Source organism: Streptomyces sp. NPDC030296 (genome assembly GCF_055572815.1).
Genome location: NZ_JBVICQ010000005.1, coordinates 460,881 through 474,477, shown reverse-complemented (window position 1 = coordinate 474,477; position 13,597 = coordinate 460,881). Strand labels below are relative to the sequence as shown.

At 71.5% G+C, this 13,597-nt stretch carries 13 protein-coding genes; 5 read left to right on the top strand and 8 right to left on the bottom strand.

Annotated features, from left to right (window positions below):
- Position 1: 1 nt before the first annotated feature.
- Complete coding sequence (locus ACZ4Z3_RS17515) at positions 2–1,039, bottom strand: NAD-dependent epimerase/dehydratase family protein (protein WP_468501804.1); 1,038 nt, start codon at positions 1,037–1,039, stop codon at positions 2–4.
- Positions 1,040–1,369: 330 nt separating this feature from the next.
- Positions 1,370–2,128 (bottom strand): lysophospholipid acyltransferase family protein, encoded by a 759-nt coding sequence (locus ACZ4Z3_RS17510; protein ID WP_468501803.1) that lies wholly within the window; start codon positions 2,126–2,128, stop codon positions 1,370–1,372.
- 297 nt (positions 2,129–2,425) lie between these two features.
- Here ACZ4Z3_RS17510 and ACZ4Z3_RS17505 point away from each other — a divergent pair, with 297 nt between their 5' ends.
- On the top strand, positions 2,426–2,584 hold the full coding sequence (locus ACZ4Z3_RS17505) for a hypothetical protein (RefSeq protein WP_468501802.1): 159 nt from the start codon (positions 2,426–2,428) through the stop codon (positions 2,582–2,584).
- Between the two features lie 108 nt (positions 2,585–2,692).
- Here the strand turns inward: ACZ4Z3_RS17505 and rocD are convergent, their stop codons facing one another.
- The 3 genes from rocD to ACZ4Z3_RS17490 form a co-directional block, all read right to left on the bottom strand.
- Positions 2,693–3,919 (bottom strand): ornithine--oxo-acid transaminase, encoded by a 1,227-nt coding sequence (gene rocD / locus ACZ4Z3_RS17500; protein WP_468501801.1) that lies wholly within the window; start codon positions 3,917–3,919, stop codon positions 2,693–2,695.
- Between the two features lie 70 nt (positions 3,920–3,989).
- Positions 3,990–4,811, bottom strand: coding sequence for a dimethylargininase (ddaH, locus tag ACZ4Z3_RS17495; protein WP_468501800.1), 822 nt, complete (start codon positions 4,809–4,811; stop codon positions 3,990–3,992).
- A 122-nt stretch (positions 4,812–4,933) separates the two neighbouring features.
- Positions 4,934–5,425: an Lrp/AsnC family transcriptional regulator gene (locus tag ACZ4Z3_RS17490; protein WP_055537445.1), complete on the bottom strand. Its 492-nt coding sequence runs from the start codon at positions 5,423–5,425 to the stop codon at positions 4,934–4,936.
- Between the two features lie 102 nt (positions 5,426–5,527).
- Between ACZ4Z3_RS17490 and ACZ4Z3_RS17485 the strand changes: the two genes are divergently transcribed.
- From ACZ4Z3_RS17485 to ACZ4Z3_RS17470, 4 genes are all read left to right on the top strand, one after another.
- Positions 5,528–6,283: a LytR/AlgR family response regulator transcription factor gene (locus ACZ4Z3_RS17485; protein WP_468501799.1), complete on the top strand. Its 756-nt coding sequence runs from the start codon at positions 5,528–5,530 to the stop codon at positions 6,281–6,283.
- A gap of 9 nt (positions 6,284–6,292) precedes the next feature.
- Complete coding sequence (locus ACZ4Z3_RS17480) at positions 6,293–6,685, top strand: hypothetical protein (RefSeq protein WP_468501798.1); 393 nt, start codon at positions 6,293–6,295, stop codon at positions 6,683–6,685.
- Between the two features lie 104 nt (positions 6,686–6,789).
- Positions 6,790–8,535 carry a sodium/solute symporter gene (locus ACZ4Z3_RS17475; protein ID WP_468501797.1) on the top strand — a complete coding sequence of 582 codons (1,746 nt, stop codon included), beginning with the start codon at positions 6,790–6,792 and terminating at the stop codon, positions 8,533–8,535.
- 48 nt (positions 8,536–8,583) lie between these two features.
- The gene (locus ACZ4Z3_RS17470; RefSeq protein ID WP_468501796.1) at positions 8,584–9,804 is read left to right on the top strand and encodes a sensor histidine kinase; all 1,221 of its coding nucleotides are present in this window, start codon (positions 8,584–8,586) and stop codon (positions 9,802–9,804) included.
- A 34-nt stretch (positions 9,805–9,838) separates the two neighbouring features.
- On the opposite strand, the gene ACZ4Z3_RS17465 is transcribed toward ACZ4Z3_RS17470, so the two are convergent.
- From ACZ4Z3_RS17465 to ACZ4Z3_RS17455, 3 genes are read right to left on the bottom strand one after another with little or no spacing between them, the layout of a single operon-like run.
- Positions 9,839–9,994, bottom strand: coding sequence for a hypothetical protein (locus tag ACZ4Z3_RS17465; protein ID WP_107102705.1), 156 nt, complete (start codon positions 9,992–9,994; stop codon positions 9,839–9,841).
- Positions 9,995–10,007: 13 nt separating this feature from the next.
- Positions 10,008–11,927, bottom strand: a complete 1,920-nt coding sequence (locus tag ACZ4Z3_RS17460; protein WP_468501795.1) for a serine/threonine-protein kinase — start codon at positions 11,925–11,927, stop codon at positions 10,008–10,010.
- A gap of 17 nt (positions 11,928–11,944) precedes the next feature.
- A complete protein-coding gene (locus ACZ4Z3_RS17455) occupies positions 11,945–13,492 on the bottom strand; it encodes a DUF6777 domain-containing protein (RefSeq protein WP_468501794.1) in 1,548 nt (515 codons plus the stop codon).
- Positions 13,493–13,597: the final 105 nt, after the last annotated feature.

Below are 13,597 nucleotides of genomic sequence, written 5' to 3'. Positions count from 1 at the left end.
CTCACGGCCGGTGTTCCGCCAGCCAGGCGTCCTCCGCCGCGTAGTCGAAGAGGTCGCCGTATGTCGCGGCCATCTTGGGGTACGCCTCCCGCCAGTCCCGGCCGCCCGCCAGCCGGCTCTCGATCCACGCGACCGTCTCCGGCAGGGTCTCGGCGTACCGGACCACCGGGCGGTAGCCGACCTCCCGCTCGGCCGCCGACATGTCGCACACCACGTCCGTGGGTACGGACCACGGGGTGTCGCCCACCGTGGGCGAGGGGGCGGGCCCGTCGACGAGCACGTCCTCCGCCGCCACCCCCATGACGGCGTCGATCGCGGCGGCGATCTCCGCGACCGTGGGCGCGTCCGGGTCGACCGCGTTGAGCGCCCGGGAACCCGGCCGGGCGGCGGCCGACCGGATCAGTTCGGCGATGTTGGTGACGCTGGCCGGATGGAAGCGGCTCCGCCCGCCGTACGAGAGGACGCGCCGGGGTCGCCGGTCGAGGTTGCGCTTCACGAAGTACAGCTCACGGGGCGTACGGCAGTGCGGCCCGTGGATGGCGCCCGCGCGCAGCAGGGTCGACGGCAACCGGTCGCCGACGGCGAGGAGTTCCCGTTCGAGACCGGCCTTGCGGGTGCTGTACGAGGTCTCGCCGGGCCTGATGGTGCGCTGGTCCTCGGTGACGGGCACGGGGTACTCGGGGAAGCCGTCCGGCTCGGCCTGGGTGTCGAAGTTGCGGCCCTTGTCGTCCTCGTACACCGACACGCTGGAGACGACGACCGCCGAGCCGATCCGGTCGGCCAGCGCGGTCAACTGCCGTGCGTGCCCGGGACCGTAGGCCACCATGTCCACCACGCCGTCGCAGCCGCCGCCGATCGCCGCCGCCAGCGCCGTGTCGTCCTCGCGGTCCACGCGTCCGACCCGTACCTCCTCGGGCCAGCCGTCGTCCCGCCCGCCTCCCCGCGAGAGGGCCGTCACCTCCCAGCCGTCCCTCGCGAGCGCGCCCACGGCCACCCGCCCGATCTGTCCCGTCGCCCCGATCACCACAGCACGTCTCATGCGCCGACCGTACGGCGGTAGCCCTCACACGGGAGGCGGATCTGCTCTGGGCAGAGCCCGGCCGCCCGGGCCGGGCCGCCGACTCCGTTCGCCGCGTCGCCCCTTGAGCAGTGGACGGGCGGGGGAGTGGCAGTAGTCAGGGTGCGGGAGGGTGACCAGCGGCGTGGGACCGGGCGGGGCAGGGGGTTGCGGGTGGAGGCGTACGAGGCGCTGGAGCCGGGGGGCCCGGAGCGGAGGCTCTACCTCAGCAGCGTCGACGGCATCGTGTACGCGGTGACACCGCGGCACCGATGCCCGCCCCCGCCGTCGGGGTTCTCGGCTCCGCCCACGTCAACTCAGCGGCATACGCGGGAACTTGCGTTCCTTCCGGTCCTTGCGTTCCTTCCGGTCCTTGCGTTCCTTCGCCGCGGCCTCGGCCTCCTGGGCCTTCACGACGGCCGCGTACTGGTCGACGTACTCCTGCTCGGAGAGCGAGAGGATCGCGTACATGATCTCGTCGGTGATGGCACGCAGGACGGCCTTCTCGTTCTCCATGCCCTCGTAGCGGGAGAAGTCGAGGGGCGTGCCGAAGCGGATCACGACGGGGTGGATGTTCGGGATGACCTTGCCCGGCGGCTGCGCCTCGAACGTGCCGATCATCGCGCACGGGATCACGGGCACCCTGGCCTTCAGCGCCATGACCGCCACGCCGACCTTGCCCTTGTAGAGGCGGCCGTCGTGCGAGCGCGTGCCCTCCGGGTAGATGCCGAGCAGCTCGTCCTTGCTGAGCACCCCGAGCCCCTCGCGGATCGCGGCCTGACCGGCCTCCTTCCCGGAGCGGTCGACCGGGATCTGACCCGCGCTGCGGAAGAAGAACGCCGTCAGCCGGCCCTTCACGCCAGGCCCGGTGAAGTACTCGGCCTTCGCCAGGAAGGTGATGCGCCGCTTGAGGATCGCCGGCATGAGGAAGTGGTCCGAGAAGGACAGGTGGTTCCCGGCGACGATGGCCGCGCCCGACGACGGCACGTGTTCGAGACCCTCGATGCGGGGCCGGAAGACCAGCCTCAGCAGCGGACCCAGAAGCACATACTTGAGCAGGTAATAGAACACGGCGTCCCCTTCGCTCTACCGGATCGGCTCTATGGACGTGTTCCGCCAGGTCACAGCACTCTCAAGCTGCGCCGCAGCATCTGCGGACGCGATCGTGCTGAGCCCGTCGCCAGGTGAGGGCAGGTCCGATCGGCCTCATGCCGACTCCTCGCTGACTGTACTGACGTTGCGTCAGGCGCTGGCGCGCTGGTGAGCCTCGTCCTGCGGTGCCGAGGATTGATCGTAGCCCGTAGTTCCGGCGGTAAGGAGGGCCCCGACCTGCCTCGAACGGCAAAGACGATCAGCCGGGCGCGGTCGGTGTTCGACAGGGTGCGAGGGCGGGTCGGCGTACGTCCCGACGGCGGAGCGCTGCGCCGCGCCGTCGGCGAACTCTCCGGAGCCCACTGGTCCGAACTCGGCGGCCACATCAACCGCCTCTTTGACACCGACCGGCTCACCGAGCCGACCGACCGTTGACCAGCCGACCGACCGTCAACCGGTGGCAGCCGCTCCCCGCAGGGGGAGCGGCTGCCACGGGCCGGCCACACGCCGGCGGGCCGCCCGGCTGACCGGACCGGCCCCTGGTCAGGAGCCCTCCCGCAGAACCTCCCCCAAGGTCCCCAGCGCCGAGCGGAGTTCCGCGGCCGTGACCGTCAGCGGCGGCGCCAGGCGGATCGTCGAGCCATGGGTGTCCTTGACGAGGATCCCCCGGTCCATGAGCCGCCGGCTGATCTCGCGGCCCGTGCCGATCGCCGGGTCGATGTCGACACCCGCCCACAGGCCCCGCGCCCGGAAACCGACCACGCCCCCGCCGATCAGCGCCGTCAGCCCGTCCCGCAGGACGACGCCCAGCTCGGCCGCCCGCTGCTGGAACTCCCCGGTCCGCAGCAGCTCGACCACCGCCGAGCCCACCGCCGCCGCCAGCGGATTGCCGCCGAACGTCGACCCGTGCTCGCCCGGCCTCAGCACGGACAGCACCTCCCGGCGCGCCACCACCGCCGACACCGGCACGATGCCACCGCCGAGCGCCTTGCCGAGCAGCACGGCGTCGGGCACCACGTCCTCGTGCTCGACCGCGAGCGTACGGCCGGTACGGCCCAGACCCGACTGGATCTCGTCCGCGATGAACAGGCACCCGGCCCGCCGGGTCACCTCCCGCACCCCGCGCAGATAGCCCTCGTCCGGGATGAGCACACCCGCCTCCCCCTGGATGGGCTCGATCAGCACGGCCGCCGTCGTCTCGTCGACGGCCGCCTCCAGCGCGGCCAGGTCGTTGTACGGCACCACCCGGAAGCCCGGGGTGAACGGCCCGAAGCCGCCCCGCGCCTCCGGGTCGGTGGAAAAGCTGACGATCGTCGTCGTACGGCCGTGGAAGTTGCCCGCGGCCACCACGATCGTCGCCCGGTCCGCGGGGACGCCCTTCACCTCGTACGCCCACTTGCGGGCCACCTTGATGCCGCTCTCCACGGCCTCGGCGCCCGTGTTCATCGGCAGCACCATGTCCAGGCCCGTCAGCTCGGCCAGGGACTCCGCGAACTCCGCCAGCCGGTCGTTGTGGAAGGCCCGCGACGTCAGCGTCAGCGTGTCCAGCTGGCGGTGCGCGGCCTCGATCAGCGCCGGATGGCGGTGACCGAAGTTGAGGGCGGAGTAGCCGGACAGCATGTCCAGATAGCGGCGGCCCTCCACGTCCTCGACCCAGGTGCCCTCGGCACGGGCGACGACGACGGGAAGCGGATGGTAGTTGTGCGCGAGGACGGGCTCCTCGGCACGGATGAGGTCGGCCGACGAACGCGTACGGACGGGAGCGGTCATGAGCGGGCCTCCTGGGTCGTGGGTCGAAACGCCCGCGGCGGGCGGTGGAACGGGGGGCGGGTCTCCAGCTTCACGGGCGGAGCTCCTGCGTGCAGCACTTGATGCCGCCGCCGGCCTTCTGGAACTCCGACAGGTCGAGCGGGACGGGCACGTAGCCCTGCCGGTCGAGCTGGTCGGCGAGCTCCTTGGCGCGGGACGAGATGAACACATGGCGGCCGTCGGACACCGAGTTCAGTCCGAAGGCCAGCGCGTCCTCACGGGTGGCGATCACCGCGTCCGGGTACAGCCGGGCGAGGACCGCGCGGCTGCCGGGGGAGAACGCCTCCGGGTAGTACGCGATGTTGCCGTCCTCCCCGTCGTCGAGCACGAACAGGGCGGTGTCCATGTGGTAGAACCGCGGGTCCACCAGCTGGAGGCTGATCACCGGGACGCCGAAGAACTCCTGCGCCTGGCGGTGGGCCTCACGCGTGGTCCGGAACCCGGTCCCGGCGAGAAGGAAGCGGCCGGCCGGCACCAGATCGCCCTCCCCCTCGCACACCGACTCGGCCCGGTGCACCTCGTACCCGGCCTCCTCGAACCAGGCGTCGTACGCGGTGGACTCCGGGCGCCGCTCCGGCGCGTGGAACAGCGAGCCGAGGACCCTGCCGCCGAGGACGAGCGCGCAGTTGGCCGCGAAAACCATGTCGGGCAGCGCCGCCACCGGCTCCACGGTCTCCACGGTGTGGCCGTGGTCCCGGTAGGCGCTGATCAGCGCCTGCCACTGCTCACGGGCGAGGTCGACGTCCACGGGGGCGTCCGGATGCATCCAGGGATTGATCGAGTACTGAACGGCGAAGTGTCTGGGTTCGCAGACGAGAAAGCGCCGAAGGCGCGGCACACGGCTGTCGGGCACAGAGGGTCTCTCCGCTTCCTGACGGTGTCGGCTGGGATGACACCACGGTAGGAATCAGGACAGACGCCCGACAAGCGATGAGCGCTGCGTGTTCACGCAGTGATACTGCGTATACGGTCCGGTCAGCGCACGTTCGGTGCGTCGTGGGTGGCGGCGGCCTCCGGAGCCTCGGGCAGCAGGTGCGACAGCACCATGTAACTGATCGTCTTCCGGATGAACGGCTCGGTGCGGATCCGCTCCAGCACCTCCTCGAAGTGCTCCACATCGACGGCCCGCACATGCAGCAGCGCGTCCGCGCCGCCGGTCACCGTCATCGCCGCCGTGATCTCCGGATGGTTGCGCACCACCTCCGCGAGCCGCCGGGGCGGCGCCGCGCCCTCGCAGTACACCTCCACGTACGCCTCCGTACGCCATCCGAGCGCCGCAGGCTTCACCGTGGCCGTGAACCCCGTGATCACCCCGGTCTCCCGCAGCCGGTCCACCCGCCGCTTGACCGCGGTCGCCGAAAGACCGATGGCCGAGCCGATCTCGGCGAAGCTGGTCCTCGCGTTCGCCATCAGCGCCGTGATGATCTTGCGATCGAGCTCGTCGAACGCCGCTGACTTGCTGTTCATGCGGGCACTGTATCCAGCGACCGGCGCCCACGGCGCGCGCCCGGAACGCCTCCGGCGCGCGGACATGTGCAGTCGTACGAATTACTCCTACACTCCGGGTTCATGCTGCGCGCGCTCGCCGTCGATGACGAGAAACCCTCCCTCGAGGAGCTGCTGTACCTGCTGAACGCGGATCCGCGGATCAGCAGCGCCGAGGGCGCCGGCGACGCCACCGAGGCACTGCGCCGGATCAACCGCGCCCTGGAGTCCGGGCCCGCCGGCCCCGAGGCGATCGACGTGGTCTTCCTCGACATCCACATGGCCGGGCTCGACGGCCTCGACCTCGCCCGGCTCCTCACCGGCTTCGCCCGGCCCCCGCTCGTCGTCTTCGTCACCGCCCACGAGGGCTTCGCCGTGCAGGCCTTCGACCTCAAGGCCGTCGACTACGTCCTCAAGCCCGTCCGCCGGGAACGGCTCGCCGAGGCGATACGCCGAGCCGACCAACTGCGCGGTGCCGCCCCGCCGATACCGGTCCACGAACCCGACCCCGACCAGATACCCGTCGAGCTCGGCGGAGTGACCCGCTTCGTCGCCGTCGACGACATCACCCATGTGGAGGCCCAGGGCGACTACGCCCGGCTGCACACCTCGCAGGGCAGCCATCTCGTCCGCATCCCGCTCTCCACCCTCGAGGAACGCTGGCGCGCCCGCGGCTTCGTCCGCATCCACCGCCGCCACCTCGTCGCCCTGCGCCACATCGGCGAACTCCGCCTCGACGCGGGCACGGTCAGCGTCCTCGTCGGCTCCGTGGAACTCCAGGTCAGCCGCCGCCACGCCCGCGAACTGCGCGATCTGCTGATGCGCCGGACCACGGGCTGAGGAGACGGCATGCCCCAGAACCCCACCGAACGACGCGTCGTCGTCACCGGCGTGCCCCGCCGCACGCTCCCGCACTCCCGGCGCCCGGGCGGGAGACACCCGCACCGCTCCGGCCACCACCGCCCGCGCACCGAGATCGACGAACAGACCACCCTCGGCCACACCTACGTCCGCTCCCTCATGCGCAGCCAACTACGGGCCGCCCTCGCGGTGTTCGCGGTCCTCGTCCTGCTGGTCGCCCCGCTGCCGCTGGTCTTCGCCGCCATGCCGGACGGCGCCGGCCTGGAGTGGGCCGTCCTCGGCTTCGGCATCTACCCCCCGCTGGTCCTCCTCGCCCGCTGGCACGTACGGCGCGCCGAACGCAACGAACAGGACCTCGTACGCCTCGTCGAGGACCGCTGAGACCCACCCTGCCCGAGCCGACCGGAAGCCCAGCGTGAGCGAGACCCGAGCATGAGCGAGAAACCCGGCATGAGCGAGACACCCGGCATGAGCGAGAAGCCCGCGTGAACGAGAACTACGCCGTCCCCGCGGTCGCCCTCGTCGTCGTGGCGACCGTCTTCGTCGGCGCGTTCGGTCTGCGCATCTCCCGCACGACCTCCGACTTCTACGTCGCGTCCCGCACCGTCGGCCCCCGCCTCAACGCGGCCGCGATCAGCGGTGAGTACCTGTCCGCCGCCTCCTTCCTCGGCATCGCGGGCCTCGTCCTCGTCCAGGGCCCCGACATGCTCTGGTACCCGGTCGGCTACACCGCCGGATACCTCGTGCTGCTGCTGTTCGTCGCCGCCCCGCTGCGCCGCTCGGGCGCCTACACCCTGCCCGACTTCGCGGAGGCCCGGCTCGCCTCGAAGACCGTACGGCGGCTCGCGGGCGCCTTCGTCGTCGGCGTCGGCTGGCTCTATCTGCTGCCCCAGCTCCAGGGCGCCGGACTGACCCTGAACGTGCTCACCGACGCGCCCCAGTGGCTCGGCGGGGTCATCGTCGCCGTCGTCGTCGCCGCGACCGTCGCCGCGGGCGGCATGCGCAGCATCACCTTCGTACAGGCGTTCCAGTACTGGCTCAAGCTCACCGCCCTGCTGGTCCCCGCGCTCTTCCTCGTCCTCGCCTGGCAGGGCGACGGTGCTCCCCGCCACGCCTTCGACGAACCGGCGTCCTTCCGCGAGCAGCGGGTCGTCCGCGTCGACGCGACCCTCGACCTGAAGCTCGCCGAGCCGCTGACCGTCACGGTGTCCGGCACCATCGACGGCCGCCACCACGACGAGAATCGGATCGACCTGCCCACCGGCACCCACCGGGTCGAGCGGGGCACCCGGCTCACCTTCACCGAGGGCGACCCCGTGCCCGTCGCCGACCGCGGCAGCAACGGCGGCATGTCCACCTCCCTCGCCGAGGGCCGCGAGGAACGCCCCCTCTACGCCACCTACGGGCTGATCCTCGCCACCTTCCTCGGCACCATGGGCCTGCCGCACGTCGTCGTCCGCTTCTACACCAGCCCCCACGGTGTCGCCGCCCGCCGCACCACGGTCGTCGTCCTCGGCCTCATCGGCGCCTTCTACCTCCTCCCCCCGGTCTACGGGGCCCTCGGCCGGCTCTACGCCCCCGAACTCACCCTCACCGGGGACGCCGACGCGGCCGTACTCCTCCTGCCGGACCGCATGATCGGCGGTCTAGGCGGCGATCTGCTCGGCGCGCTCGTGGCGGGCGGCGCGTTCGCGGCGTTCCTGTCCACCGCGTCCGGCCTCACCCTGGCCGTCGCCGGCGTGCTCGCCCAGGACGTGCTGCCCGCGCGCGGGGTACGGCACTTCCGGCTCGGCACGGTCCTCGCCATGGCCGTACCCCTCGCGGCGAGCGTCCTGGTGGGCGGACTACCGGTCGCCGACGCGGTCGGCCTCGCCTTCGCCGTGTCCGCCTCGTCCTTCTGTCCGCTGCTCGTCCTCGGCATCTGGTGGCGGCGCCTGACCCCGCCGGGCGCCGCCGCGGGCATGCTCGCCGGCGGCGGAGCGGCGCTGCTCGCCGTCGCGGCGACCATGGCCGGCTACCCCGGCACCGGCGCCTTTCACGCCCTGCTGGCCTGGCCCGCCCTCTGGTCGGTCCCGCTCGGCTTCCTGACGATGGTCCTGGTCTCCCTCGCCACACCGAGCAGGGTCCCGGCCGAGACCCCGTCGATCCTGGCCCGCTTCCACCTGCCGGAGGAACTGGTCGGCGGCCAGCCGGGAGCGGCCTCGAAGGAGATCGAACTGTGGCGCCGGTGAACGGAACCAGCGAGCCGTGGGCGGTGTACCAGTTGCAGGAGGTGAACGATGAGCCCTGAAGTCAGTGGCTTCCTGGCCGGGTTCCTGGTCGCGGTGCTGCCGTTCCTCGCGGCCGGCTTCTGGCTCGGTCGCCGGACGGCCAGGCCGGGCAGAAGCCTGGGCGGCCTCGGCACACCCGTGGAGCACGCCACGTTCCAGACCCTGCACACCGCGACGCTCGCCGCGCCCCCGCTGCGCGCCGGACTCACCGAGGAGACGGCCCGCAGATCGGCCAAGCGGCTGCGCACCTTGCTCGGCACGGACGCGCTGTGCCTCACCGACCACGAGTCGGTCCTCGTCTGGGAGGGCGTGGGGGAGCACCATCGCGCCGAGATCATGGAGCGTCTGGCCGGCCCCCTGGAGAGCGGCCGGGGCGAGGCGTTCCGTCTGACCTGCGACATCCTCGACTGCCCGGTCCGCTGGGCGGTCGTCGCCCCCCTCACGGTCGACGACCGCGTCCACGGCACGCTCGTCGCCTGCGCCCCTCTGGAGTCCGCCGTCCTCGTCCGCGCGGCCGGTGAGGTCGCCCGCTGGGTCTCCGTCCAGCTCGAACTCGCCGACCTCGACCACTCCCGCACCCGGCTCATAGAGGCCGAGATCAAGGCGCTGCGCGCCCAGATCTCCCCCCACTTCATCTTCAACTCGCTCGCCGTGATCGCCTCGTTCGTCCGCACCGACCCCGAGCGCGCCCGCGAACTGCTGCTGGAGTTCGCCGACTTCACCCGCTACTCGTTCCGCAGGCACGGCGACTTCACCACCCTCGCCGACGAACTCCACGCCATCGACCACTACCTGGCCCTGGTGCGGGCCCGCTTCGGCGACCGCCTCTCCGTCACCCTGCAGATAGCGCCGGAGGTCCTGCCCGTCACCCTGCCTTTCCTCTGCCTCCAGCCCCTCGTGGAGAACGCGGTGAAACACGGCCTGGAGGGCCGGCTCGACAAGAGCCACATCAGTATCACCGCCCAGGACGCGGGCGCGGAGGCACTCGTGGTCATCGAGGACGACGGCGTCGGCATGGACCCCGAGGTGCTGCGCCGCATCCTCTCGGGCGAGACGAGCCCCTCGGGCGGCATAGGCCTGAGCAACGTCGACGAACGGCTCCGCCAGGTGTACGGCGACGACCACGGCCTCGTCATCGAGACCGCGGTCGGCGCGGGCATGAAGATCACCGCCCGGCTGCCCAAATACCAGCCGGGCGTTCACCCGGACGGGGGAATACCCCGAGCCTGAGGATCACGCAGCGTGCGTATCAGGTGCGAGCGTCTCAGGTGCGCGATGCCACCATCCCCAGCGTCAGCAGGCCGAGGACGACCCATCCGAACCACAGCCAGCCATTGCTTCCGAGAGCCACCGTGTAGGCCGTCACCGCGACCAGCCCACCCACGGTGAGCACCCCCATGGCCTTAGTCGAACTGGGCATCGCGACACCCTCCTCATGGTTCGTCCTCCTCCATGGTGCGCCTGTCCTGGCGCATCGCGGCGCAGACGACGAAATGTGTGTCCGAATGCCATCCACTGTCGCCCACCCAGACAGCGGCTTCATAGATGTCGTGGGGGTAGCCGTACTCCTTGGGAGGCACCTCTTTCTGGCAGATGTCGGCTCCCTCGCGCCTCGCGTCCTTCAGCTTCAGGTCGGAAGGCACCTGGAGGAACGCGAGCACCTGCTGGTCGTGCGGCCCGTCGCACGGGACCAGCTTGGCGCGGTCGAGGGAGAGCTCGTCGAGGCAGTCCCGCTTCTGCATGGTGGCTGTGTCCGTGAACACCATGCCCATCGGTCGATGCTCCCCGATCGGGCCGTGCACCGGCCCGTGGGTGCCCAGCAGCAGGCAGGCGACGCGCTGTCCGGCGGTGTCGAAGCCGTCGGCGGTCGGCACCACCGCGTAGCCGCGGGTGTCGGCGAGCAGGCCGTCGGCCTCCTTGGTGAGCCGGTCGCACTGGGCGGCGCCGCCGCTGCGGGCGTCCTCGGCGGATCCGGCCTCGTACACGGCCATGACCTGCCCGTCCGTGCCCTCACCGCAGTCCACGACGGTGAGCCGGGGCTGGTCCGTGAAGGGGACACCGGACCAGTCGGCGTCGACGCAGTCGCCGCTCCTGAGTGCCCGTGTCAGCCCGATGGCGTCTCCGTAGGGCCTCGCGCCGCTTCCGGTGGCGCCGAGTTCGCGGAGGTCCGGCAGGTTCTCCAGCCCGTAAAGGATCCCGCTCAGCAGCAGGGCCAGGCCGAGGGTGGTCGCCATGCCGGCCAGCAGGGCCTTCGCCCGGTGATGACGGCGCCGCCCGTCGGTGCGGGTGCCGGGGGAGCGGCGGGCGGGGCCGAGGTCGGAGGAGGAGGCCCAGGCGGAGTGGTTCTCCAGCGCCGGGGTGGGCGCGGGCCACGGCGTCTCGTGCGGGTGCCGGGAGGCGAGCACCTCCGGTTCCACGGTGTACAGGGCCCCGCTCGCCCACTGTGGCTGGGACCCCAGGTCCGGATCGGTACGGGGGTGGGCCCGCGGGGTCACGATCGAGGCGAGGGCCGCCTCGGTGTCGGCGGCGGTGATCCGGTGCACGGGGTCCTTGGCCAGCATCGCGGCCAGCAGCGGCTCCAGGGCGCCCGCGCGCAGCACCGGACGCGGTTCCTCCAGGACGACGGCGGTCAGGGCGGCGATCCCGGAGTCCCGGTCGAAGGGGCCGAAGCCCTCCACGGCGTAGTACAGCGTGCAGCCCAGCGAGAACAGGTCGGCCGCGGCGGTCGGCGGCCCGCCCTGGGCCCGCTCGGGTGCGAGATACCCGGTGGTCCCGACCAGCATGTGGGAGCGGGTGTACCGCGTCTCCTGGGTGTCTGGCTGCACGGAGATGCCGTAGTCGGTGAGCAGGACGCGCGCGTACGGCGATCCGGTGCGGTCGGGGGCGAGCAGGATGTTGGCCGGTTTGACGTCCCGGTGCATGATGCCGCGCTCGTGCCCGGCGGTCAGCGCGTCCAGGACGGCGAGCCCTATCCGGGCGCACTCGGCGGGCGCGAGCGGGCCACGTCGGGTGACGAGCGCCTTCAGGTCCAGGGCGCCGGGTACGTATTCCATGACGATCCACGGCAGCTCGTCGTGTTCGATGACGTCGTGCACGGTGACCACGTGCGGGTGGCCGCGCAGCCCGGCGGCGTGCCGGGCCTCCGCGCGGGCCCGCGCGACCCGGGTGGCGCGGTCATGCTCCTCCTCGTCCGGGTCGCGGAACACGATCTCCTTGAGCGCCACCTCGCAGTCCAGCTGCTCGTCGTGGGCGAGCCAGACATGGCCCATGCCGCCGCTGCCCAGGCGGTTCAGTAAGAGGTAGCGGTCGGCGATGACCCGGCCGACTCCCGACTCCGGTGCTTCAGGCTGCATCGGTCACTCCCCAGGGTTCAGATCCATACGTGCTGGGCCGGGTCCTCGACGGGGCCTCCGGTGTCTCCGCCGGACGCTCCTGGACCTCCCGGGTCCTCGGACGGGGTGCCGCCGGACGGCTCGGGACCAGTGCTCGTCGGATCGACGGGCGGGTCGCTCTCCTCCGTCGGGGTGGGTTCCGGTGGGGGAGGGGCCGCGCTCGACGTTGTGGGTGTCGAGGTCGGGGTGGTCGGCTCAGGTGTCGGTGTCGGTGTCGGTGTCGGTGTCGGTGTGGGCGTGGGCGTCGGAACGGGCGTGGGCGTGGACCCGCTCGGGGAAGGGATCCCCCCGGCGGAAGACCCCACCGAACCCGAATCCGACCCTGAACCGGATCCCGAACCCGAGCCGGAGCCGGAGCCGGAGCCGGAGCCGGAGCCGGAGCCAGATCCCGAGCCCGAGTCGGACCCGCTGTCCGTTCCCCCTGAGCCCGAGTCGGACCCGCTGTCCGTACCCCCCGAATCCGAGTCGGACGCGGAACCCCCCGACGCCGCACCCGGGTCGGTGCCGGTGCCGGTGTCGCCGTCCGACGGCGGCACATCCGTCGGCTTCCAGTCCACCGTCAGTGTCACCGCGTCGCCGAACTCCCGCTTCGCACCCGCTCCCGGGCTGGACCCCGTCACGGGAGCGTCGCTCGGCGGCATCTCGTCCCCCTCCACGACCACCGCGAGCCCGTCGTCCGCCAGGGCCGCGCTCGCCTCACCGAAGGACTTCCCCGCCACCTGCGGCACGGTCCGCCGTTCACGCGCGTCGAACGATTCGTCCGACTCGCCCGCGGTGCCGACGTCCCGGCTGATGCCCTGGCCCGGGTCCTCGACGTCGACGAGCTTGATCTCCTTCAGCTGCTCGGGCGCGGGCTTCACCACGACCGTCGACGACTCGTCGTAGCTGTCCCACTGGTCGTTGCGGTCGTCGAACTTCACGTCGATGCGCTCGGGGTCGTCGTCGAACGCCCGCAGGGGATTTCCGCAGCTGCACTTCACGGCCGGCAGCCCCTGTTCGTCCACCAATACGGCGATGCCCGCTTCCAACAGCGCGTCGAAGGGGACGCCTTCGCCGTTCTTGTAGTCGTGGTTCTTCACGAGCGTGTCGTGGCGCAGGAGAACGGGAGTGAGGTCGTCGAGATAATCGCTGATTCCGTCGACCTTCACACCCACGATGTCGGCCCACACCTGAGCCTTATTCCGGTTTTCGGGATCGGTCAGAAACCGCTCGAGTTTGACGATGTCGCAGATCTTCGGGCGCTTCCGCGTTCCGCCGTAGAGGCCGGGCGCGTTCCCCTGCTGGAGTCCGCTGTGCGGCTCACGGGACGTGAGGTTCTTCTGGTCCCGGCCCAGCCCGGCGTCCTCGTCGAAGAAGGGTGCGAGGGAGGCCACTCCAGCGGCGACCGCCCGCACCGGAAGCAGCGCCGGACCGGAGTCACCGCATCCGCTGAGGACCACCACGCCGACCAGGAGAACGGCGATCCTGCGGACGGCCGATTTCCCGGCATTTCGTAAACACGTTCGCAGGCATGCGTGAATTGTCATGACCGCTCCCCCCGGCGGTTTCCCCCGTCACCCCGCAGGGCGGAAGCGGGGCTCACGCATCATGCTACTGAAGGCAAAAGCCTTTCAGTCAAGAAAAATATGAAT

Excerpts from the sequence above, each read along its gene's own strand:
- ACZ4Z3_RS17465 (WP_107102705.1), bottom strand. The coding sequence starts at position 9,994 with ATGCCCAGTTCGACTAAGGCCATGGGGGTGCTCACCGTGGGTGGGCTG.
- rocD (WP_468501801.1), bottom strand. The coding sequence starts at position 3,919 with ATGACCGCTCCCGTCCGTACGCGTTCGTCGGCCGACCTCATCCGTGCC.
- ACZ4Z3_RS17515 (WP_468501804.1), bottom strand. The coding sequence starts at position 1,039 with ATGAGACGTGCTGTGGTGATCGGGGCGACGGGACAGATCGGGCGGGTG.
- ACZ4Z3_RS17460 (WP_468501795.1), bottom strand. The coding sequence starts at position 11,927 with ATGCAGCCTGAAGCACCGGAGTCGGGAGTCGGCCGGGTCATCGCCGAC.
- ACZ4Z3_RS17480 (WP_468501798.1), top strand. The coding sequence starts at position 6,293 with ATGCCCCAGAACCCCACCGAACGACGCGTCGTCGTCACCGGCGTGCCC.
- ACZ4Z3_RS17470 (WP_468501796.1), top strand. The coding sequence starts at position 8,584 with ATGAGCCCTGAAGTCAGTGGCTTCCTGGCCGGGTTCCTGGTCGCGGTG.
- ACZ4Z3_RS17490 (WP_055537445.1), bottom strand. The coding sequence starts at position 5,425 with ATGAACAGCAAGTCAGCGGCGTTCGACGAGCTCGATCGCAAGATCATC.
- ACZ4Z3_RS17485 (WP_468501799.1), top strand. The coding sequence starts at position 5,528 with ATGCTGCGCGCGCTCGCCGTCGATGACGAGAAACCCTCCCTCGAGGAG.
- ACZ4Z3_RS17455 (WP_468501794.1), bottom strand. The coding sequence starts at position 13,492 with ATGACAATTCACGCATGCCTGCGAACGTGTTTACGAAATGCCGGGAAA.